We start from the raw sequence: 22880 nt of genomic DNA, 5'->3' as shown, positions 1-22880 counted from the left end.
TACTTAAAGTCTTCACTTAGATCAAGGATAGGGAACGTTCCCATGCAATCGTCTTATTCTAGCTAATAGCAATATTATATCATGTTTGTCTAATGTCCCTAAATAAGCATTATTCAATAATTTTTCTGCTGGGAGTTAGATCTAATGTTTATAACAATAGCAGTACTTAATCACCCGCTAAGCCCATTACTCACGGTTGTAACGACGTCGATTATCGACTAAAGAAGGCATTTCCGATAATTTCCCTACAAATTATCGAATAAGGCGAGTAGCTGAGAACAAGGGGCAGTTTTCTTTGGCAATACGCTATTACGACAATACTCGCCAAGTTCGTTTAGTTAGTGTAACAATTTAATTGAATATCACTCTTATAATTTTCTATAGGTGTAGAGGCAGTCCTTTTAGTTTTGGAGCGCATTTAGTTACTACAATTATAGAACAACAGGGGTACGGGAAATGATGAAGAAGTTTAACAGCTTAAGGTATTCCAATTCACAATGTATCCATGAATACCCCAATTCGCGATACGCACCTCATTCTATTATTATTGATTTGTAATGAAATCGCAATGCGATTAGCAGTTGTTATGCTCCTCATTGGTACCCACTACTACTTAGGAGTTTTTAGGTTGATCTTTTGTCGAAAAGTGTGGCACTGCAAGGAGTAAGCCCTTCGTAGATGATAAAAGAACTGAAGGTAGCAGTAGGTTCAGCAATCCACTCAGTAACGATTTTATTATATTAATGTATAATTATGAAAGCCATAATGGTAAGGGACGACGTATACGAGAAACTTCTCGAGATTAAAGGGGATAAGAGTTAGGTTATAGAAGAGCAAGGAGTTTTTAGGAGGAAGATGGAGAAGTATTTCGGAATTCTAAGCGAAGAGGAGGCTGAGAGCTTTATACAAGGAAATGAGGGAAGATAACTGTGGACAAAAGGAGATTATAAGCTAATTCTAGGCCGGTGCCTGAGTGGGGGTCGCTGTCTCCTTTTATTAATGAAGGTATCTATACCTTATATAGGTATTGTAGTTACTAACGCTGTGTAACAGTTCACGATTTTGTAGGTAGGGCTTATCGAAGTACAGACCTAAAACATTGTCAACCTCGTTTTCTCCTTTACTGCTTTGTGGGGTACTTCAATTTATTTCAACAAAATAGTATAAGAGAAATGTTTCAGTAATTATTTCTATATTCGTTCCGCAGACCTTGATTGCGGGGCTCGGCCCACGACCGTGTTGGACATGAAGTTCCTCCAGAAGTCCTGCGTGGTCCTATAGACAAAAATGTGTTCTACTGCAGGGGACTATGATCCACCTACTGTCGTAGCCCTTCCAGCTTTCGTAACCTAGCTTGCATACGACCGGGTCTCTTTGGGTGACTGTTCTCATGCAGTCACCTTATTCGATAAATAGTATGATTAGAAATGCCTTCTTTGAACGATAATTGGTATCGTTAATAGGGGGGTGGGACTTAGAGGGCAGTTAAAGAGTGTCTTTAAATATTATCTGTACTACGATTTACTCTCTAGAGAGGACGTCATTGAGCATGGCTTATTTAAGGGCAGCATATTGTATTTCTGATATTAATATTGCTGTAAATTGAGAATGAGACGACTGAATGAGAACACACTCCTCTTGCTATGCGCGAGTTCTTCATGATTAAGCAATACTTACTTTTAAGTCACATAGAATTAGATAAGGAACTTACATTTACAAAGCACCTACTAGCTAAAGGATTTACTCATGGATTGGCACGACCACATAAAATAAATGACACCGTGTTTTTAATCATTTGCGGGTAACTTCAATTATTAATAAAACTTAGATTTAGTTAGCGAGATTTAAGAGAAAGATGCTTAACGACTAACAAAGCACTTAATCGTCACAACCTCAAGGCATTCTTAAGGAATTTCTTCAAGTTATAGAAGTTTAATAAAAAATGTGAAAATTTTCAGTAACTAATTACTATCTGTTTATTCTCACGGTATACAAAAATACAGAAGAGATAGCCTTTTGGGATAGAACAAAGGAGGACTAATCCTAACGTATAAACTCCTTCTTTCAATTCCTTTTTGGATACTACTTAGTACAAGGAATAGTTGATGTTGTCCAAATAGGTAGCCTTTCAATCCCTTTTGGGATGCTACCATACAAACAAACACAAATTTGAACCCCGCAGAGCAAGCTTTCAATCCCTTTTAGGATGCTACGAGGGGATTTATTTGTACAGGGACGAAGAACAAATGATCTTTCAATCCCTTTTAGGATGCTACACGTTACTAAATATGCTGATGCAGTATTTGGACTACTCTTTCAATCCCTTTTAGGATGCTACATATACCGTGGCCGTTCTGTGCAATTGTTAAAGGTATCTTTCAATCCCTTTAGGGATACTACAATCTACAAGAAGAGGTATTCTTCTCATTAAATACTGCCTTTCAATCCCTTTAGGGATACTACAACAAAATTTGCAAAATTTTACTATAGCACAAATTATATCTTTCAATCCCTTTAGGGATACTACCAGAATTGCCAAAAGAATGGGATATATATGAATCATTAATCTTTCAATCCCTTTAGGGATACTACACGGAGAATTCCTAACATATTTCGCAGAGGCGAGCAGAAACTTTCAATCCCTTTAGGGATACTACATACAAACCACTTTCATGGTATTACCCATGATAACATAACTTTCAATCCCTTTAGGGATACTACCATTTATTAGCACCTCTCTAATAAGAAATGGATAAAGGACTTTCAATCCCTTTAGGGATACTACGATATTGTAATTGAGGATGAGATACGCGAACTGAAGGATTTGAACTTTCAATCCCTTTAGGGATACTACTAGGACTCTAATAGCCTAAAACTATGCCTAACTAATAACTTTCAATCCCTTTAGGGATACTACGAAGGACATCATACTGACTACGCTGGAGCTGTCAGAAAGCTTTCAATCCCTTTAGGGATACTACCATCTTTTTATATTTAATTTGCAAATTTCACTAAATGATCTTTCAATCCCTTTAGGGATACTACCAACGAAGATACCCGTAACAATTATCAAATCGGTTATACCTTTCAATCCCTTTAGGGATACTACAAATAGGAGAATCTTACATTGTCAGAAGGTGGTTAGAACTTTCAATCCCTTTAGGGATACTACAAAGAAGTTTCTATCTGTCTAGAAAAAGCCGAGTTTCACTTTCAATCCCTTTAGGGATACTACTATGATGAAGAAGCGAAAGCATATCAATACAGTGCTTTTACTTTCAATCCCTTTAGGGATACTACATAGGAGTACAAAAAATTATGATGAATTAGAGGTAACTTTCAATCCCTTTAGGGATACTACATACCAAATGGTATGAAAGAGAAAATGAAAAATTATATATCTTTCAATCCCTTTAGGGATACTACGATAATTGTAACTGTCATTGAAGCAATTGAAAGAAATACTTTCAATCCCTTTAGGGATACTACTTGATGATTTTCCTGACCCCGGAGACCCCACAAACAATCTTTCAATCCCTTTAGGGATACTACAGAAATTGTTGTTCTGTGCTGAATCTGAAGTCACTTCCCTTTCAATCCCTTTAGGGATACTACTGATTGGTTTTTATATCTCTTCTCCCTTACTCTCGTTTTCTTAATTTATAAGTTTTTGATTTTTAGGAGAGTCATCATGCGACCGTTTTTCCTAGTAATTTAGTTGAGGTTTTTTGGTCGCATGGTACTTTTCACTAATTGAATGAATGTTTTACTTTATAAACGTTAAACCCCTCTTGCGACCTTCGCATTGGTCGCATCTAGTATCGAATTTTATCGTTTTTAATCTACTAATGAAATTAGGAAAAAACCTTACCTAATTTAGAATTTTTTGGTAGTATTCTCGCATCATCCTGATAAAATTCTTTTATAAAATTATAGATGGTAACAAATTTTTTCATTCTCATATCACAGTTATCCTTATAAATAAACTTTTAAACTACGAAGATTACGTAAAAATTCTCTCTCCTTGACCATAAATACTTTTCACCACTACACTTGCGACTCATGTCACGAATCTTGACGTCATTCTATGCTCTTCGATTTAACTAATATTCCGCAAAATAATTTCTAACTCGATTAGATAAAATGAACGACAAACCTCGCCTTTTTAAGGCAGAGTAAAAAGATTTTTAACCAAATTAGTTAGTAGCTATTTCCTTATAGTACCTCCTTCTTAAGGATGAGGAGCCGACTTCAACACCCGCAATAACGGACCTAAAATCTGATCAGTAAAAATAACTGTCATCAACTAATAATAATCTATGAAAATTTAATGAGATTGGATATTTGATTTTATAGAAATTTCTAAGCTTGAGTTAGATCTTTTATATTTTCATAAGGTAAAATGGGAAATACCATTACTATATTAGAAAATAATAAGATAAAAATAACTGAACCTGCTTTATTTATGTCTATTATTTGATACATTATTCTTAATACTCTTTTCCATGAGTATAACGACGTATATTCTTTTACTTATAAAGAAAAACATGAGACCTCATGCTGAATTTATATTTGCGAAATGATTTTGGGATACCGAGAAGGACGGGGTAGTTCATACGTCAAATATTGATTGTAATTTAAAGTGCAACAATCCTTTCATACACGAGTACTTTCCTAGTCTCAGTGAGAGATTTTCTATCTCAGCTTAGCATATCCTTTACTCCATTTTCTGGCTCTGTCAGACTCTTGTTTTTTAAGGATGTATTCCTCTACCTTATCCTTACTCCCTATTTCCATTAACTGTTTTAAAGCCTCAGCGTTAGCACCTCCGTGTCACTTTTAATGTTGAGATTCCTGCAGTCAGAGTAAATGTCTGAGAGAGTTGAGGCAACGACTAAGCACGTAAATGACGAAGCGTTCATTTCTTGATCCATGTGCAAGATCGTTGCAACATCCATAGTCCTTGCATCGACGGCATTTGGTTTTTCATTCCTCATCATATAGAGGAAGTTCTCAGTATGGGAAAGTGAAGGACTCCGTTTTCTGGAGAAATAGATCATCGCCATTACTGTTTTATCGAGTTTAATCTCTTTTTAATGTCACATGGTTATCCTATTAATTCCTTTACTTTTTCTGACAGTCCCAGGAATATGAAGACTGAGGCTAAGGGGAAAATTATAGACGTTAAGCCGAGGTTTATAACTAACCCTTCCATAAAGTTATCTAGGGCGGTAATCATAGTGACTGCTAGAGATATCACGGCAACTCTATCAATGTCCTTATTTACAGCCCTTGCGTAAAGGTATGAGACGTTAGGAGACACGACTGAGAAGAGGAAAGAATAAAAGACGTACATGACACTACCATAATAACCTAACCCCATAAAGGCTAAAATTAGTAGTGAGAGTATGAAAGTTGCAACAATTAACTTACCTTTGACTACCTTTGCAAAATAAGCACCAACCGAGGACGTGACGAATACGAGGACGAAGTAAAATACCTCATCGTATACTGATAGGCCGGTATAATAGTGGATTACTACGGGTATCATGTTGGTAAATAGTGAGATACCTACGACGTAAATTAAGTACCAAGAAAAGTCCCTCAAAGCTTTCCTAACGAAGTTTATTGATAGCTTGTATTTCACGGCGACCGGCTTTAGCTCAATAAACTGAGATATAATTGCGGGGATAATCGAGACTAGGAAGAACGAAAGGTAAAAGGTTGAGAACGGAATATACTTAGTGAGGTAAAATGCGAGGAAACCGAGGGCTGCAAATACTCTCCTAAAGAAGCCCAGTGTTGAAAACCTGGACCTTTCTAAATCGCCCATGAATACGGTAGCTGAAGAGCCTAAAGAGTTTGAGAGGCCTATGAGTATTGCATTTACCAGGAAAATGAATATAGAGGGATATAGTGCTAAATTAAGGAACACAATGGACGAAAATACGAAAGACAAAGTGTAACTTAACCTCTCTTTACCCTTAAAATAATGGAGGAATGGGATAAATGCGATTTTTGATAAAAATTCAAGTGAATATATTATACCGATTTCGTAAGGGCTTATGCCAACTAAGTACATGTACAAGGGGTAACCTAAGAATTGAAAGCCTAAGAGGAAGTCCTTAATTACTAAAGTCGAGGTTATGAGCTTGAATAAGTTATTGGAAGCCATATTATTAGCCTCCTTTTATCATTACTGTTGTTTTACATTATCTTTGTCCGGTCTGATTTATTATTCTCGTTTAATAAATTTAGTACTATGGGACATCTTTTATTACTGTTACTAATTAATTTTGAAGATTTGCTTTTTGACTTAGACATACTCATTTACGGTTAAACTTACTTAATAATCTTACTGTATTTGCCTTGTAAGGTACTTTGTTATGAACTTAAGTTGTAAGAACTTGGATAAAAATTGATTGCATCGCGATCTGGATAAATTTGCTAAAGGAATGTTAGGACTGTTAACAAGTCACCTCTATATTTCTTTTTACTCTGTTAGTTTAATGTGGAGTCTAAAGTCACGATCTAGGAACACAAGGGTGCTTGTGTTAAAATAAGGATAATTGAAAGCTTAGACGAACAGACGTTAGGGTTAAAGCTACTTAGGGAGGATTTCAGCAGGAATTCTGCAAGGTCTTCCTATCATGGAAGGCCATCATAAATGCGTTAACCTTGATAAAGAGGAGGAGTGGTATTATAAGACAGACTTCCTTGCACCTACTACCGGGTTTATATCCCAGAGGCTTGACGAACAAGGTAAACTTATACTGCACTGGAGTTGCACAGATATTCTTATAACGGGCTTTATAAGGGAGCAAGCGATTATGTCGATAGGAGTGAGGCAATAAGGGACATTCTTTATCTTTCTAACGAGTGTAGTGAAGGACCTCTTCAAGGACTATTGGAACGAGGAAATAGAGGAGCATTATAAGATTGCCGAAGAGGAGATGAAAGAATTAACAAAATTCTAACAACGAGAATTTAGTAAATCCAGTTAACCTACTGATGACATCATTTGTCCAAGTAACCATAGGAGAAGGAAGATACTTGCAAATATTAGGAAGATTTTTAATAGGGGCCATATTGGCGAATCCTTGTGTTTCATAACCGCATTTAGTATTCGCGAATTAAAAGTATTTATTTCATTAATACGCTCTACACTCCAGCGTCTACTTGTACTACTTGCCTACACACGGTTCAGCTTTAATGGTTAGTTGAAGGTTCCCCATCTGAAAAACGAAGCCGAGGTTTCTCCTTATCACTAGTGGATACGTATTATTTATAGCCTCACTAAGCCTCTTCTGTACTTCGTCTGCTGTGATTTTGTCACCTACAACTACAGTATATGTTACTTTATTAACTTTAGGAATAAGGTTTAAATCGGTTAGGACGAAGAAAGTGCACTGAAGTTTTTCTAACAATTCTTTAGCCAACTTCTCTATGTCTGTGTCCTCACTTAATTCTATTAGAATTAATTCGCCTTGAGTAGACAAAATTGCAGAGTCTACGTGCTTAGGAGTTTTTGATATGTAACTATTAATACGCCCAGACCACGCCTTACATTCTCCTATTGAATGAATGCAATTCTCGACTAATCCTTTTAGTGAAGGTAAGACTTTACTAATTAAGTACTCCACGTCCACGTAGACCTCTATTTGTTCACTTACTTGAAGTTCACACGACCTTTCTTTAACTAAACCGTCTTTGACGCAAAGAGCCGGCACCTAACCTCTCCTCGCGTAAAGCCAGTTGAACCAGCTTATTTCCTTATCCATTATTTCAGAAGTGCCCGGCATTTCCCTAACAACGTCCTCTACACTTTTCTCCTCCGCTATTCCGTCATGAACGTAATAGAACTTAACCTTAGAGTTGGAAGCTTTCTGAACTTCCTCTGCTAGCACTTCCCCACCTTTAACCCCAAGCATTTCAAAGAGTTTTAACACTTCTCCCTTATTAGGCTTAGTCCTTGCCAAGTGAGCTAAGGTGTAGGATATTGTTTGGCTGTGTGTAGTTATTACGATCTTATTTGATGCAGACAATGCGTAAAGGAGGAGTGACATTAGCATCTTAAGCTTCTCGTGTAACTGGTTTTCCGGTTCTTCAAAAGGACTAACTGCTTTTCTTTAATAGAAAGTAGCACGCCCATTAATTCGAGGATTGAGGCTGAAACGTAGTTCCAGTTTATTACCTTTCCTCCTTCCTTATATAATAACTTATTACCTACACTCTCTATCTCTCCTCTGAGGAACGGCTTTATCATTTCGTAAATTTTAGGGTTAAAAGCAAAAGACGATACTAAACTCTCAAATTTTTCTTCGAATGATCCACTTATTATAAACTTGCCGGCAATTATAGTCCTTTCTGTACCTATCTCCTTGATTATTGAAGCCCTATTGAACGGAATGAAAATTACGTCATCTATGCTATACTTAGAATATAATTCATTAATGTATTCATTTTTAAATTTATTTTCAATATTATTCACTATAGCTAACATTATATTTCCTATAATATGACCTTCCACGTACTCTTCGCACTTTGGTGTTATAATAGCTGGAATGTATATGTTATATTCCGCCTCTCCAGATAACCCTTGAAGCTTATAATTTACCTCAGCCCCTCCTTTATTGTTTACTTCATCTATTTCATTGTCAGAACAATCGCTTCCGTAATAGAACGTTATATTAGGCTTAATTTCGAACTTTTCCTCCACGTTAAACCTAGTTTCTTTTAAGAACTTCTGAATATCAAAAGGCTCAAGGCTAAACTCTCCATTGGGTAAGTACATAGATACAGAGTCCTTAAACCCTTTTATTATCTCCTCCGGTTCAATCTTAAATGGAGCCTTTCCTTTTATTCCCATTAAGTCCCTACTTATTGAGTATGAAATTTCAAAGTAGTTTCCCAGGCTAAGGAATAATAAATAGCCTTCAGTAGTGTACTCTTTCCGGAGCTTGGGGGACCTTCAAGTACAGTTAAATCCCCCAATTCTATAACTGCCTCATTAATAGGTCCCAACGACTTGGCTATAAGCTTCATACCATTATCTATCCGCTATGGGTAATTAAGCGTGAAGGCGGCTGTCGTCTTGTGAGATACATTATTGAGCTCGTCAGTTTTTAGATTATAAATCGCGTTTGTTAAAGGTAAGTTTATTGATTTGATAAAAATGAGCTGACAAAAAGTAAATAATATAAAAAACTTTAAAATTGTCGTATAGTAATAATGTAATATGCTAAAGACTATTAATTATAATGATGGCATCGTGATTAACTTTGACGACTTTACAAATTCGAAAAGACCTATCCCGTTATATGTAGCCTCCGATGAGGGTATTTATAGGGTAGTTAACAGTGTTGAAGTATGGAAAGATGTAAAAAAGGCTGCACGACCTTGGTTTTACGCTATGGTGTTTAGTTTCGTAATTATCCTTATAATTATAATAATTGTATTAACAGCGTTTTCGTCAAATTCTGTATTCTACAGAGTACACTATCCTCTATTTGGGCATATTCTTCTAGCATTACTTCTTATAATGATAGCTACGGAACTTTTTTTAAGTACAATGGCGCTCGGAGCTCGGTCTAGGGTATTAAAGTCGAGTAATCTAATAGGCGAATTAATAGTACCATGGAATGAAATATGCTATATAGAATATCACGAAACTTGGAAATATGAATACGAATATGACACATTAGTCGTGGACTGGATTATCCACACTCGCAGCGGTGATGTCATTACTATACAGAGAGTTAAATCTCCGGACGTGATATATAATAAGATATTACATAAGTTTTACCCAAATTTACGCAAAGAACTTAAATAACGCATACCCCTAGTTCATATAAAACAAGTGCCTACATATTGCCTTACTATAAATCAAATCTGTAATAATATCTTACGTTAAAATGTATTTCCTCCTTTATTTGCAAATTGTTTAGAGAAAGCTCATAATGGTAATCCTTTCCCTTATATGTACCGTCAATCTCAAAGGAGACGTCAGAGTTCTCGTCCTGCATGAACACTACATTCCTATATTCTCTCCACCTAATGAAAGGGTAAGGAGGGTAAGATATAGGTCTAATAAGCTGTTTTAAAAAGCTAAATGCGTCAACAAGGTTAGTTTTCCCAGAACCGTTGGGTCCTACGACGACATTTATTTTTCCGAATTCAGCGTCACGATAACTCTTGGAAGTTCTTTATTCTCAGTCTTTTTATCATAATATTAAAATAGCAATTAAAAAGCTCAGTCAATAGTGGGTATCTTAGCCTTGTCCTTTGCGAAATCCATGAACTCGTTAACAGCCATTCCTGTAATTTGCCAAGCACCTCTATAATCTCCGGTCTCTACATAATACTCTAGGGCTATCCTTATCCTTTCGGGCTGTGAGTTTATAAAATTCCAGTCCGCGTGTTTTCTCCTTTTCTCCCTATCTTCTTTAAACCTCTCAATCCACTCCCTCAACTCGTCCTCATAGGTAAATTAAGTGTTTTTCGTATAAAACTTTTATTTAAGGCAGTCTCGGCTCAGTATAGGGTCAAGTGCCTCATCAACGTTAAGTAAAAACTTCGAGCTGGGACGACTTTAACAATTTCCTTCTCTTATTCATTAACGTTACGTTAATAGTTAACTTCTTTGACCCTTTAATTCTCCTCGTCGAGTTTATAAGCTTAGAGTCGCTTTACCTCTCTCAATTACGACGTCTGAAGACCAGTAATACACTTCCTCATGTGTTGCTCGACTAAAGCCTCAAAGACCTTACTTAGGCTTATAGGAGCTATGGTGGACTGTTATGATCTAAGAAGCGTGGCAGAGATGAATTAGGGACGAGTAAAAATATATTTACTTCCTCATATATCTAAAATTATGAAGAAAATAATCGCAGTAGGCATTTCTCCCTCACTGGAATTAATTACTTGTAAAGCTCTTGAGTTAATAAAGAAGGCGCCCGTAGTATTGGTCTATGATAACGACTTCCCCTTCAATTTACAAGAATTGCTAAAAGACAAGAAAGTGATCAAGTTAAAGCCGGGCTTTAAGGAACCTAACGTAATAGAAGAGAACATAAGAGTAATAGAATCCCTAGAGGAAGAATGGGGAGTGTTCCTGGAGATAGGGGATTCAAGCATAAGGAATCCCCTTTACTACCACATCCTCGGCAGGTACAAGGTCTTCGAGATAGAGAGAGTTCCTGGAGTTAGCTCGGTCACTGCGGTGTTTAGTAGGCTCGGGATCAACGCGGAGCACTTTTGCGTGATAGGTGCTGAAGAGGAGAGCCTCTTGGACAGCTTAATAGATAGGTGCGACCTCTTCGTTATAATAAACATCCATAAAGAGAACCTGAAAATATTTGACAAGCTGAGGGAGCACTCGTATGTGGTCACTTTCGTGAAAGACTGTTACAACGAGGGGAAGGAGATCTCAAATGAGATGAAGTGGGACACGTATTGGATGATTGCGGTGGCGAGGAAAAGAGAGAACCCGAGCGGGAACGAAGAGGCGAAGATAGCGACCTAACGGCCGAGACGGTCGTAGAATCTTTAGTTAATCTTAAATATTTCGTACTGTTCATATTTTATTCGTGAACAGGCGAACCTTTTTAATTGGACTTTCAGCGGCCGTCTTGGCTTCTGTCATAGGCGGGGTAGGGTGAACTCAGAACTCAAAAGCTTTGCAGAAGAGCCTGTAACTATAACTTTAGCTTCACTTCTCTCCTCCAGCTCCCTAATAAACCTCTCCCAACCTTCAACCTCCTGAGCCTCATCTATAACTATGAACGTTTTATTACCTTTTCTAACGTGAGCTAGGTAAAGGTTATACGTCCTCAGTAAAAGCTCATAACTCGGTTTACTAACCTCTCGTCGTGAAGCCTAATTATTAAAGTGTCCTCCTGTCTTACCTCTCTCTATCAACTTATTTACTACTTGTCTAGCAATGAAAGATTTTCCTGCCATCCTTATGCCAGAAATTGTACGCTTTCCAGAAGTTTTATTATCCTATCAACTTAATAGTCCCTCTCTATTCCTAATCTTAGTTTATTTCCACAAAAGTTCCAGTCCGACATTATGCTTAGTAGTTCCTCGTCATTCATAATGTAACATATTAATGAGAGGTTAAAATCTTGTCATCTGTGACAAACTATTACGTGGGAAATTTGTCACTTGTGACAAACCTACGCGAAGGTATCATTCTTCATTCTCTTAGATGTCAAGTCGGTTCTTATTAAATTGCGTTATTAAAAGTAAGTCTCACGTTAGCTTTTTATAAAAAATTAAAATACGCAACAAAGCATCAAAACCACAATATTTTTAATCTATATTTTTAAAATATATATATGGTTAGTGAAAGGGAACTCATAAACATTATAGAGAGCAACAATGTATCTAAATTAAACGAGCTCCTGATGAAGGGGATGAACCCTAACGGGTACATGCATAACGGACTTACACCCCTTCACGTAGCAGTCTATTCTGGTAACCTTGAAATGGTCGAAATCCTTCTACAGCACGGAGCAAACCCCAACGTATTTACCATACCAACAACTAAACTACCTAAACGCTTTACTCCGTTACAAATAGCAGTAATGGAACAAAAGCCTACAAAATACGACATTGCGAAGACACTCATAAAGTATGGGGCGAATGTGAATTTATATGAAAGTAATTCAGATCTGTCTACGGGGCCGCCTCTATTTATCGCTATTGCAAGGATAGACTATGCGACAATTAAATTACTCTTAGACCACGGTGCAGATATAAACGCTAATTTCATAAGTAAAGGGTGCTACTACAAACCTCTGGGTTACGCAGCGTTGACGGGAGATATAAAGATTACTGAACTCCTTATTCAGTACGGGGCTAGAGTAGAAGAGAGTAACGACAGTTTGTATACCCCGTATCACGCGGCCGCCTTTGCAGGTAACCTAGATCTCTTAAAGTTCCTTTTCAATATTTACCCCGCTCCTAATATAGTAGGTTGCAGTAGGTCTACCCCCATATTTTCAGCAGTGGCCAGCAATTCAGAAAATTTTGAGGTAGTAAAGTATCTAGTGGAAGTTGGAGCTGACGTTAATTTTCTTGACATAGTGGGGAATAGCGTACTTTTCTATGCGCTAAAGAATAAGAAGGACAGAGTCGCCTCATACTTAGCTGAGCGCGGTGCAAGGATTATATTTCGTGGAAAGGAGATGACCAATAAGAATATTTAGCAGTTGTTCTATTTTAACGTGGCTTAAAGATTTTCATTAGGCCTAGTGTACTCCCTAAACGAACCTGAGTAGCTCCTCAGGTTAAGGGAGCTGACCGGCCCCCTTACTGTATTAACAACCATAGCGAAGAGGAGAAAGTAACCTTGTAACTCCTCTTGAGGAAAGCTCCTACCAAATAGCTCTTCCCCGTTGCCGGGTCGTACACGATGAGTACTTGTATTCCGGGCTCGTACCCCTTGTGTGAGGAGCGTCAGAAGAAGTAGTTCCCGTATCTACTCGCTACTCCCTGGAGTATGGCTTACGGTCGAACGTGCCGTCTTACTACCACCGGCCCGGTTATTGCTTAATGCCTCAAGGTAGTCCTTCCAAGCGTCCTCTAGCGCTTTTAGTAAGTTAGGGGTAGTTTAGGTTGAACATGATTGATGTATTCCTAATGCTTGCCTTCCAATCAAGGCCATGAGCGCTAGGGCTACTGCCACCTTCCTATCAAGCCCGTTCGTCCTCATTATCCCTACTACGGAATTGAATGCATTAACGAACTCGCTCTTTGCAACGACCAACTCCTTCCCGAACTTCTTTTCAACTAAACGCAAACCTAAAAACTTTATCAGACTGGGAATTCTGTATTACCAATGGAAAGTAGAACAACTGTTATTAATTACTATCCGAATTCACCTAAAATTTTTAGCCTTTCTTAACGTTACTGTACTTGCCGAGATCAGTATCCCCGTGCTAAATGCTAAGAGGAGGTCTATTATTGATATAGTTACACAATTTAATGCAAAAAAATCTAAAAATGTTCTAAAAATGTAAAGTATTATCCATGTTAATGTTATGCTATAAGGCCATTTATAATAGAGAGTCCCGTTCTTGAAGAAGAACTCTATCTTATTACTCTCCAGTAATTTATAGCCTACAAAATATCCTGCAACACCTAGTGGAGGTAAAAGAAGTAAAATAAAATAATCTCTAAGCTGGAAAGAGAATAATAATAATAAAATTACGTATGCTATCGGCCAAATATACATCCTTGTTTTCCTAAACTTCCTAGGCATGAGCCTCCTAATTCCTATGTAAACGACAATAACAAGATAAATAAGGAGTGATTGACCTTCGTAATTAATCATGATTCATCACCTCCTAGGTTTTTTGTACAATTATATAATGGATATATCAATAGAGAAGAATTAATTGAAAGATTATTTTCTTCTATCATATAATAAGAATGGCTATATTTAAAATCCTTTTGTATATTAATGAAATTATCTATCAAGTCTTTCCTAGAATTTAATAATTCGTTTAATTTATCTAGATTTTTCCCGCTCATTTCACTTTACTTTAGTGAAGTGAAGTATATAAGCTTTTCAGCGTAGTTCCTTACGACAAGCTTTAATAATTTCTCAGTAGATTTTAGCTCGATGATAAGAGTAGAAAACTTAGTTAAATATTATGGAAAAGATATATTTAAAATAAGTCTATATGTTAGTTCAAAAATTGGAACTCTCCTAGTTCAATTAATTATGTTTATTAGCATACATCATATGGAGCACTTAAAACCTTTAACCTCTACTTTAGGATAACCTTAATATGAATATCCCTCCTCAAGTTAGAGGTGGAGATTCGCCTCCCCTAAAATCCTTATTTCTAGCTCGTTCCAGAGCTCAAGTTTGAACTACTTTGATATATTTTCACTACTTATCGAATAATATGGCTACATAAGAGCGCTTCGTAGTAATTCTCCGATCCCTCACTTTAAAGGTACTTCATACTATAATTTGTAACCTTAATTCTTTATAAGTCCCGCTTACCTTAATTAAAAATGAAATTTCCCCATGGAATATCCTCTATTTAAGGAGATACACAGCCGTAATTCTTCCAGCACACTTCTACGTCGTGGAGGCCTATTAAATAGAGTATAGCTGCAAGGTTAAATATGACACTGCTAACACTTACGTAGTCCTTCCTTTCTCCACCTAGCTTGACTAACATGATGTCAGTGTAGGAACTTATTGCCAACTTCTTCCACCTATCGTAAGCCCTTTTATCCCCAGTTAATACTAAGGATCCCTTAATTAGGTCTGGCTCAATCTTAGGTATTGCTACGTCACAAATTGTAGACTCACTTGGCACCATCCTTACTTTTTCTCTTAATGCCTCATAGACGTGAAAGACTGCGTCTCTGAATTTTTCCTTCTCATTTACGTTCCATAAGATCTCGTTATGAACGCAGTAAGGTATAACTATGTCCCTTATTTCGTGCGTATGAATGCCGTAATAAATTAGGTTAGTATCTATTAACACAGTCCTGCCATAGGATATTTCCTCTATGCTTTTATTACCGTCAGCCGTTAGTATGTCGTAAGCTCCAGCTAAGCTAAGTATGCTTTTTGCTTGATTTTCTAGTTCCTTATCTGAAGGACTTTGTATTTCATCGCCTTTATCCCTCAGATTGCGTAAAACCGTTTTTATCTCCTTTATTAGTCTGCTGTAATCAGGGGAAACTGTAGTAAGGGCTGTATTGCCTTTAATTTTCAATACGAGGTCATCTTCCTCTTTTAGTATTTCCTCGTTAAGCCTCTTTGCCATGTCCTCTATTATCCTAGTAAAGGTAGTATTACTTAGGTAGCTTTCAAGTTTTAAGTCCAGCTTTACATCATTAGAAATACTATCGCCAATTATCGAAGCCTTCTCTAAACTCCTGGGGACGAAGGGGTAATAGTACCTAGTCCAAGGACCGAAGGAAAACAAGTAGTTTACCAAGGGATATCCATTCTGAGTGTGAAGGATTCCTAAATATGCAGCAACGATGTTTGCACCAGAAGTCGGGACTAGGTAAGTCTTTTCGCACCCCTTGGTCTCTTCCTCTATCAATTTTTTAAAGTCTTCATAACTGGCCTTGTCCAGCAACCTGCACTTTACTTCTATTCCATTCCCCCTCAACTCATTAAACAGATCGTGAAGCTTCTGTAAGTGGACTTTGTTAAATTCAGCGTGAAGTATAATTATCTTCCCGGGTTTGAAAAGCTCGTAACTCCTCACTATTGCGGAAAAGGAACTTTCAAAAGTGTAATCAGACCTATTTATGGGAATTACTACACATTTCATAAAATTATTATCTAATAGAGGTATAAAAGCTGAAGACGCTCTTACTTAGCCAGGTATGCTTTCCACAAGTTAACCATAAGCCTTATAGTCTCTATCCTTTTTTCAAATACTCTCGTTAAGTCTACCTCCTCTCCCCTTGTAATTTTATTATCTGCCTCGTTCTCTTCCCTCATTAGGCTGTCGTCTTTTAAGACCAACTCCCTAAATTTAGATAGGCTTATTGGCCCGCCTAACATTTTATTTATCTCCTTATCTACGTATACTATCTCAGCCTTGCTCTTGTATCTCTTGTCAACCTTCACGCCGTATGGCACTACTATTGCATCGTCTAAGAAGTCTATGCTGAGCTTTACAGCTTCCCTTACCGCTTCTTCCTCATCGTCAAATATAGTCATTTCTCCAGTAGGTGAAGAGACTGCAAATTTACCTCCGAAGGAATCTATAATAATGCTAGTTACCAAGGGAGATTTAGGTATCATTGCTCCTCCTAAAACTTGGAGTTGGATAGGAATTGTATTACATAAGTAGTGGACAAACCTCTCTGCAGTGTCCTTCACCTCTGCAAAGTTAAACTTATTAAAAGTATAAGGGTCTAGGTACTTTAAGAGTAGTTCAAGCCTCTTTGATGGCTGGGCGTTTTTGACGTCGTGCAGGAGCTTCTTACAGTCCAGTTCTACTCCTCTAACTTTCACTTTCTTCATCTCCCTTAAACGCTTTAAAAATGCAGTCGACTCGTTCTCCCAGACCTTTAATATTCCAGCGTTTGATACCCCAAACTTTATGAGGTTTAGGTCTACTCCGTAATTTAACCTAAGTATTGCGATAATAAAATACATGCCATCATCGACTTTAGTAATATCGCTTGGCTCAAGTTCGCTTGCATAAACGTAAGTGAGGAAGTCGTATCTCAACCTGGGCGAAGGAGTGTATTCCAATTCTATCTTCTTTACCTCATACTGTTGGTTTATTTTCCTCCTGGATTCTAAATACCAGCTGACTTTTCTTCCTATCTCGTGGACTTGCTTAAACCCTCCGTCGCCTTCAAAGAGTACGTCAAGGTTAACTTGAGACCAAAGCTTTCCTCTCTCTATATCACTTCTCAAGTCTGGGGGCTGTCCCCAAGACCAACAGACCTTCTCATAATAATTTTTCGCATTATTAACCGGGCGTGAGCTCATTTTAACGCCATTACAGACAATAGCTGGAGAGAAAGTGGAGTCCTCTGTTACAGTCCTCTTACCTCCTACAGCTAAGTTCCTAACTACTATTGCGTTAAGCATTGGATCTATGCAACCTAGTTGATATTTCTCGACCACGTCTCTGAAATTCAGCTTATCTACCATTTTACAATCTTTTCCATCAAATAGTAACTTAGGTACTGTCTTGTGCATCTGCTCGTAAAAACTGATCTGCGGTAAGGTCGTTATACCAACGCTTTTCAGGAACCCAGGATCATTTAACGCTCCTCTGATAACGTCTATCAACTTGAGGAACTCGTTGTCTGGCAGTAATATTAAGGACTCAGGACCTAAGGAAACCCATTCTTTAAGGGAAGTAGAATACTCCTCAAGGAGTACCGCATCTGAAATTGATAATGGAAATATTACGCTCTCAGTCTTTTTAATACTTGCCCTTCTTCCCTTTCTTCCTTCCCTCTGTATGAACTCTCTAACGTTATCTGGAATTCCCATGTGGACTACTCTTGTCACGGTCCCAACGTCTATGCCTTGTAAAAGCGTCTTTACTGTCACAACCACTTTAAGCTTACCGTTCTTCATGTCCTTCTCTGTTTCCTGCCTTGTGGACTTATCTATCCCAGAGTGATGTACCGCAACGGGGACTTTGCTGTCGTAACTAACTTTACCTCCGATCTTCCCTATTAAGTTGTTTGCCTCATTTATCGACCTGGAGAAGACTATTGTCAGTTCGTCACATGACTTCAGTTTTTCTAAATATTCAGGGATTAACTGAGCGTTGTCCTTAAAGATTGAGGAAAAATACTGCTGTTTGCCCGGGTCTGAAGCGTATTTAAAGAAGTTATCTTTGAGCTCGTTATAACCAACGTTCAGCTCTTTGCTTATTTCCACGAGTACGTCTTTCTTACCTAAGATTATGTAAGTATTATTTTCTGGTTTAAACGACTTACCCCCTACGACTTCTACGTCAAAGAACGGCTTTATTGCCTCCGGATCTGAAAGAGTGGCACTCATTATTACCACCTGCGGTCTAATGCCAAACTTATCCATTATCCCTTTAATTATGTGGAGCAGGACTGTTGCCTTACTGCTACCGTAAAAATCAAACTCATCAATTACTATTAACCTTACCTTCCCCAGGAAGTCGTTTATCTTATGGTTTTGGAAAAGCGCGTTCTTTACCACCTCAGGATTAGTTAGCAGAGTCTTTGCTCCCTTTACAGATTTGACGTAGCTTGACACGTCCCCATCGTACTTTATGACGTCACCGTAATACACGTCCACAGTCTTAGTCTTTCCCTTCTTTTGCTTAGTCACAGAAAATCCTGCGTCAGTATAATAATTCACTATCCTTTCGATCTGGTCTCCCGCCAAAGCCTTTGTAGGGTATATGGCGAGGACGTTAAAGTCTTCCTTTAACTGCTTTTCTAAAGCGTAAGTCACCCATATTTCCGTTTTCCCTCCCCCGGTCTCAGCGTTTATAACCAAGTTTTTCCCTTGCATTAGTTTATTTATTGCCTCAAGCTGATGTGAAAATAGCTCTAAATCACAAAGCTGGACATTATGGGCACATAAATTAGGTAAGATATCTCTGAATTTAGTGCCAGTATATGTAGGAGGAGTTCCCTGTTCTGTAATATGCTTGAATTCCAGACCTAAGCTGGAAAGTATGCTTGAAGAATCGCATGTCATTAAGAGAAAAAATGTAAAATACATTTATAAGTATTATTTGACGTTGTGCTTTGTTGTATACTTCAATTAAGTGTTAAGCTCGTTAATTTTTCTTAAATTCAAAATCTAACGTTGAATTAAAAGTAAGTTTTACGTTTACTTGATAAAAATTGAAGTATCCCTAAGCATTGATAAAGACGTCTTTTAGCTAAAATTACTAGTAAGATTTTTATCCTAGATTTTAACGATAATTATTATATCTTTTATTACATGAATATATTATGATCCTTGATAATATAAGGAAGGAATTGGAAGGATTAAACTCGCAAGTGCTAAACCATAACATACTAAAAATAGCCCAAGAAGGAAAATTAAAGAGGGAAGTTATTGAAGCCTTAGTTATAAACCAATGGTACATAGTAAATCACGACTTGAGGTCAATAGCAATAGGCTTATCTAGGAGCACTGATTTAGAGGAACTAGAGCTTTTCAAAATCCTCCTTGACGGAGATTACAGCGCTCTAAAGGAGTTAATAAAACTTATGAAGGAGTTAAACCTTGAAGTGAGAGATCCATTAACTTATAATGTGTCCCCTCAGGCTGTCAGCTATACGCATTACTTAGCTTGGTTAGCAAACTACTCCAAACCTACAGAGTTCCTATTTGCTCTAATCGTTAACTTACAAGTGTGGAGCAAAGTAATTACTGGTTTAGGAGATTCTTTGAGAAAATACGGGATAAAAGAGACCGGGTTCTTCGACTCTTTCAAAGTGTCATACACAGAGGTAGAGAATAGAATAGCTAAACTCGTTGAAGGAGAGGACGTCAGAAGGTTAAGGACTATAGCTTTTACCATACAACAGTATGAAAAGGACTTCTGGGATTATTTAGATGAAATGGCTAAAAGTTAAACCTCTAACTACTTTTCAATCTGAATTTTTACAAATTTACTCTTTTTATACAGTAAAACTCGTCTCATTCAGTTTAATTATTCTAAGTATTTTACGGGAATTTCTCTTCGTAAATATTTTCAGTGTGGTATCTTATCCATTTTACAATGAAGAATCTTAGGCTTTACAGAAGTTATTTAGTTCCTCTGTTATCGGTTTGAAGTTACGTAACTTTGCAAGGGATTTTCGATAAATACTATATACTCTCTACGTAAACTTTCTAAAGGGACAATCTTTTAGGCTCGTGAGGAAGATGCAAAATAAGTAAATCATATTCAGTAGTACTTCCAAGGATAACAATGCTCCCCTTAGATTATACCTTATTATGGAAAAATCTTGCCCTTTGAAGCCCTCAGAGAATACTCTCAGTCTCTAAAGCAAATCTGCAATATGGACTACTCTGCTGTACTTCATTATAGCTAAACTGCATGAAGGATTGGTTGAAACTACTACGTTTGCACCGCTCTTCTTGACTTTTTCTTCCTTTGCCTTCATTATTTTATCAGAGAGATCTGCCTGAAAGACAAAGTAAGAACCACCTGCACCGCACTCAAATGAAGGATCTTCCATTTCCCTTATTTTTACTCCCATCTTCTTCAGCACTTCCCTATTATACTTAGTTATACCCACAAGGTTTGCGTGACAGGGATCGTGTACTGTAACTTCCATATCGATTTTAGGCAGAGGAAGGTCTCTTTTTGCAAGAAATTCTGAAAAGTCGTAAACGTCAATGCCCATCTCCTTCATATGTGCAGTACAGTTTGAGGAAAGTGAGACCACTACTTTACCTTTAAATTCATCCTTCAGTTTCTCTGCTATCTTTATTGCCCTTTCCTTATCTCCCTCAGCGTAATGAGGAAGACCGCAACAGCCGTTATAAATACTCACTTTAAAGTACTTACTCAGATAGTTGTAAGCTTTTTCTACAGTTTTTCTAAACACTACAGAGGTAATACAGCCGGGGAAAAGGATTAACTGAGCATCCTTACTGCTTATCGAGAGCGGAGGGTTAACTTCCGGAATAAATCTTGATAATCTGTACATGAATCCGCTTGTGGAGTACCTTGCAATCTTAAGCGAAGCATATAGGAGAGAAGGATTCTCAAGAATTTTATGTACTGCCTTCCTTAGTGGATCAGCCTTCCTTACTGAGGATATCGCATCACCGTATTCTACACCGCTTGGACATGAAGCCTCACATCTCCTACAGAATACGCAAGTTTCAAGCCCTTCGCTAGGTATTCCCAGCTTTACCGCAAGTATCCTCCCTCTTGGAGAGTGTATTTCAGACCTAGTTATAACGTAAGTAGGGCAAGATTCTAGACAGAAACCGCAGTGAACGCACTTCTCTAGTCCCATTCCCACATCCACCTCACTACCTCATTTTCCGGGCTGCACTTATCCTTTATTATGGACTTGCAAGGGTTAAGCAGACCTTTAGGGTCAAAGGTCTTTCTTAGCCTGTCCATGACTTCAATGTCAGTCTCTGAGTAATACTTCTCAAGGAACTTTACCTTTTCAAGACCTATTCCGTGCTCTCCCGAAGGGACTCCTCCCATCTCTATTGCAAGCAAGGTTATCTCACTTCCGGCCTCTAAAGCTTTCTTCAAGCTTTCCTTATTCTCAGGGTTATAAGGTATTAAAGGGTGAAGGTTTCCGTCACCTGCATGGAAGACGTTAGCTATCATAACTCCTTTCTCCTTAGAGATCTCCTCAATCCTTCCCATTATTTTTGGCAGTATCTTTCTGGGTACATTACAATCCAAAGTTAAATATGCAGGAGATACTACTCCCATTGCAGGGAAGGCTCCTTTTCTAGCGTTCCAATACTTACTATCATCTTCTGGGACAGTGTACTCTCCGTCAAGTCCCTTAATTACTGCAACCACTTTCTCGAACTCTTCCTTTACATTCTCCCCGTCAAGTTCAACCAATAAAATGTTAGCTAGAGGTAACCCAGCTTTATACCTACTTTTTTCCACAACTCCTACAGAGCTCTTATCCATCATTTCCAGAGCGGAAGGAATTATCCCAGCTTTAAACATGTTTATTACGGCTTGAGAGGCAGACTCCACGTCTTTGAATATTCCTATTACTGTCTTCCTCTCTTTAGGCTTTGGGAAAAGTCTCAACCTAGCTCTAAGTATTGCACCCAATGTCCCTTCTGCTCCTATAAATATTGATGTAGGATTAAAGAACGGCGAAGGTTTAAATTCCTCAATCCTACCGTTAGGAAGGATCACCTTTATTGAGATAACGCTGTTGAAAGTAGGGCCGTACTTTATTACATGTATTCCTCCGGAGTCGTGGGAAATGTTTCCTCCAATTGAGGATACTACATAACTTGAAGGGTCTGGAGCATAAAATAAGTCCGAAGGTGAGCTTCTAGTAACCATTATATTTGCAATTCCCGGGCCTACCTCTATTTCAAGCCCTTCTGCCCAATACACTTTGTTAAGCCTGGTCATTGAAACTACAACTTCTCCTCCTAAAGGTATTGTAGCACCACTTAAGCTCGTCCCAGAGCCTCTGACTATGAATTCTTTCCCTCTAGATATTAAAAATCTGATAACTTCGACAGTCTCTTCCTCACTCCCCGGAAGCACTACCATTGAAGGGTTCCCGGAAACTGCAGTAAAGCCGTCAAAGGAATAAAGCAATTTATCTTCATTGGTAATTACCCAACGGTCGCCGACTATTTTCCTCAGTTCCTCTTCCATAGTTTATAGAGAGAAAGAGAATAA

General features: G+C 37.8%; 20 protein-coding genes, 2 pseudogenes and 1 CRISPR repeat array. Of the genes and pseudogenes, 6 read left to right on the top strand and 16 right to left on the bottom strand.

Features of this window, described 5'->3' with window-relative positions; all coding sequences use genetic code 11:
- Positions 1-753 precede the first annotated feature (753 nt).
- A pseudogene (locus HS5_RS14585) lies at positions 754-927 on the top strand (antitoxin VapB family protein).
- Between the two features lie 1134 nt (positions 928-2061).
- A CRISPR array of direct repeats spans positions 2062-3615; the repeat unit is 25 nt; unit sequence CTTTCAATCCCTTTAGGGATACTAC.
- 1190 nt (positions 3616-4805) lie between these two features.
- Here HS5_RS14585 and HS5_RS08130 read toward each other — a convergent pair.
- Both HS5_RS08130 and HS5_RS08125 read right to left on the bottom strand, forming a co-directional pair.
- Positions 4806-5060, bottom strand: coding sequence for a citrate/2-methylcitrate synthase (locus HS5_RS08130; RefSeq protein WP_236753505.1), 255 nt, complete (start codon positions 5058-5060; stop codon positions 4806-4808).
- A 47-nt stretch (positions 5061-5107) separates the two neighbouring features.
- Complete coding sequence (locus tag HS5_RS08125; RefSeq protein WP_236750820.1) at positions 5108-6175, bottom strand: hypothetical protein; 1068 nt, start codon at positions 6173-6175, stop codon at positions 5108-5110.
- Between the two features lie 475 nt (positions 6176-6650).
- Here HS5_RS08125 and HS5_RS08120 point away from each other — a divergent pair, with 475 nt between their 5' ends.
- Positions 6651-6854, top strand: a complete 204-nt coding sequence (locus HS5_RS08120) for a hypothetical protein (RefSeq protein WP_236750819.1) — start codon at positions 6651-6653, stop codon at positions 6852-6854.
- Positions 6855-7184: 330 nt separating this feature from the next.
- Here HS5_RS08120 and HS5_RS08115 read toward each other — a convergent pair whose 3' ends face one another.
- The 4 genes from HS5_RS08115 to HS5_RS08100 are packed head-to-tail and all read right to left on the bottom strand — an operon-like array spanning position 7185 to position 9045.
- Entirely contained in the window at positions 7185-7730 is a 546-nt protein-coding gene (locus tag HS5_RS08115) for a hypothetical protein (RefSeq protein WP_236750818.1), read from the bottom strand.
- Entirely contained in the window at positions 7731-8072 is a 342-nt protein-coding gene (locus HS5_RS08110) for a hypothetical protein (protein ID WP_236750816.1), read from the bottom strand.
- Entirely contained in the window at positions 8066-8869 is an 804-nt protein-coding gene (locus HS5_RS08105; RefSeq protein WP_236750814.1) for a hypothetical protein, read from the bottom strand. The genes HS5_RS08110 and HS5_RS08105 overlap by 7 nt, the downstream gene beginning before the upstream one ends.
- Before the next feature lie 11 nt (positions 8870-8880).
- Positions 8881-9045: a hypothetical protein gene (locus tag HS5_RS08100; RefSeq protein ID WP_236750812.1), complete on the bottom strand. Its 165-nt coding sequence runs from the start codon at positions 9043-9045 to the stop codon at positions 8881-8883.
- Positions 9046-9238: 193 nt separating this feature from the next.
- Here HS5_RS08100 and HS5_RS08095 point away from each other — a divergent pair, with 193 nt between their 5' ends.
- Positions 9239-9832, top strand: coding sequence for a hypothetical protein (locus tag HS5_RS08095; protein WP_236750811.1), 594 nt, complete (start codon positions 9239-9241; stop codon positions 9830-9832).
- A gap of 46 nt (positions 9833-9878) precedes the next feature.
- On the opposite strand, the gene HS5_RS08090 is transcribed toward HS5_RS08095, so the two are convergent.
- Together HS5_RS08090 and HS5_RS08085 are read right to left on the bottom strand one after the other, a co-directional pair.
- A complete protein-coding gene (locus HS5_RS08090) occupies positions 9879-10166 on the bottom strand; it encodes an AAA family ATPase (protein ID WP_236753503.1) in 288 nt (95 codons plus the stop codon).
- An 86-nt stretch (positions 10167-10252) separates the two neighbouring features.
- The gene (locus HS5_RS08085) at positions 10253-10471 is read right to left on the bottom strand and encodes a hypothetical protein (RefSeq protein WP_236750810.1); all 219 of its coding nucleotides are present in this window, start codon (positions 10469-10471) and stop codon (positions 10253-10255) included.
- Positions 10472-10873: 402 nt separating this feature from the next.
- Here HS5_RS08085 and HS5_RS08080 point away from each other — a divergent pair, with 402 nt between their 5' ends.
- Positions 10874-11524, top strand: coding sequence for an SAM-dependent methyltransferase (locus tag HS5_RS08080; protein ID WP_236750809.1), 651 nt, complete (start codon positions 10874-10876; stop codon positions 11522-11524).
- A 116-nt stretch (positions 11525-11640) separates the two neighbouring features.
- Here HS5_RS08080 and HS5_RS08075 read toward each other — a convergent pair whose 3' ends face one another.
- Positions 11641-11775, bottom strand: coding sequence for an AAA family ATPase (locus tag HS5_RS08075; RefSeq protein ID WP_236753502.1), 135 nt, complete (start codon positions 11773-11775; stop codon positions 11641-11643).
- 566 nt (positions 11776-12341) lie between these two features.
- On the opposite strand from HS5_RS08075, the gene HS5_RS08070 reads away from it, so the two are divergent.
- The gene (locus HS5_RS08070; RefSeq protein WP_236750808.1) at positions 12342-13214 is read left to right on the top strand and encodes an ankyrin repeat domain-containing protein; all 873 of its coding nucleotides are present in this window, start codon (positions 12342-12344) and stop codon (positions 13212-13214) included.
- Between the two features lie 160 nt (positions 13215-13374).
- On the opposite strand, the pseudogene HS5_RS08065 reads toward HS5_RS08070, so the two are convergent.
- The 5 genes and pseudogenes from HS5_RS08065 to HS5_RS08045 all read right to left on the bottom strand — a co-directional run.
- Positions 13375-13807: pseudogene (locus HS5_RS08065) on the bottom strand (ISNCY family transposase); the annotation flags it as partial.
- 78 nt (positions 13808-13885) lie between these two features.
- Positions 13886-14341: a hypothetical protein gene (locus tag HS5_RS08060; RefSeq protein ID WP_236750807.1), complete on the bottom strand. Its 456-nt coding sequence runs from the start codon at positions 14339-14341 to the stop codon at positions 13886-13888.
- Entirely contained in the window at positions 14338-14541 is a 204-nt protein-coding gene (locus HS5_RS08055) for a hypothetical protein (RefSeq protein ID WP_236750805.1), read from the bottom strand. Before HS5_RS08055 ends, HS5_RS08060 begins: the two co-directional genes overlap by 4 nt.
- Positions 14542-15062: 521 nt before the next feature.
- Positions 15063-16319: a hypothetical protein gene (locus tag HS5_RS08050; RefSeq protein WP_236750804.1), complete on the bottom strand. Its 1257-nt coding sequence runs from the start codon at positions 16317-16319 to the stop codon at positions 15063-15065.
- A gap of 41 nt (positions 16320-16360) precedes the next feature.
- Positions 16361-19207 (bottom strand): DEAD/DEAH box helicase, encoded by a 2847-nt coding sequence (locus tag HS5_RS08045; protein WP_236750803.1) that lies wholly within the window; start codon positions 19205-19207, stop codon positions 16361-16363.
- 257 nt (positions 19208-19464) lie between these two features.
- Here HS5_RS08045 and HS5_RS08040 point away from each other — a divergent pair, with 257 nt between their 5' ends.
- Positions 19465-20097: a TenA family transcriptional regulator gene (locus HS5_RS08040; protein WP_346729562.1), complete on the top strand. Its 633-nt coding sequence runs from the start codon at positions 19465-19467 to the stop codon at positions 20095-20097.
- 411 nt (positions 20098-20508) lie between these two features.
- Here the strand turns inward: HS5_RS08040 and HS5_RS08035 are convergent, their stop codons facing one another.
- The gene (locus tag HS5_RS08035; RefSeq protein WP_236750801.1) at positions 20509-21495 is read right to left on the bottom strand and encodes a (Fe-S)-binding protein; all 987 of its coding nucleotides are present in this window, start codon (positions 21493-21495) and stop codon (positions 20509-20511) included.
- Positions 21486-22856 (bottom strand): FAD-linked oxidase C-terminal domain-containing protein, encoded by a 1371-nt coding sequence (locus tag HS5_RS08030; protein ID WP_236750800.1) that lies wholly within the window; start codon positions 22854-22856, stop codon positions 21486-21488. The genes HS5_RS08035 and HS5_RS08030 overlap by 10 nt, the downstream gene beginning before the upstream one ends.
- Positions 22857-22880 lie beyond the last annotated feature (24 nt).

Origin of the sequence: Acidianus sp. HS-5, from assembly GCF_021655615.1 — an archaeon.
Lineage (GTDB): Archaea > Thermoproteota > Thermoprotei_A > Sulfolobales > Sulfolobaceae > Acidianus.
The sequence above is the reverse complement of the archived record's forward strand: the minus strand, read 5'-3'. Positions and strand labels throughout refer to the sequence as shown.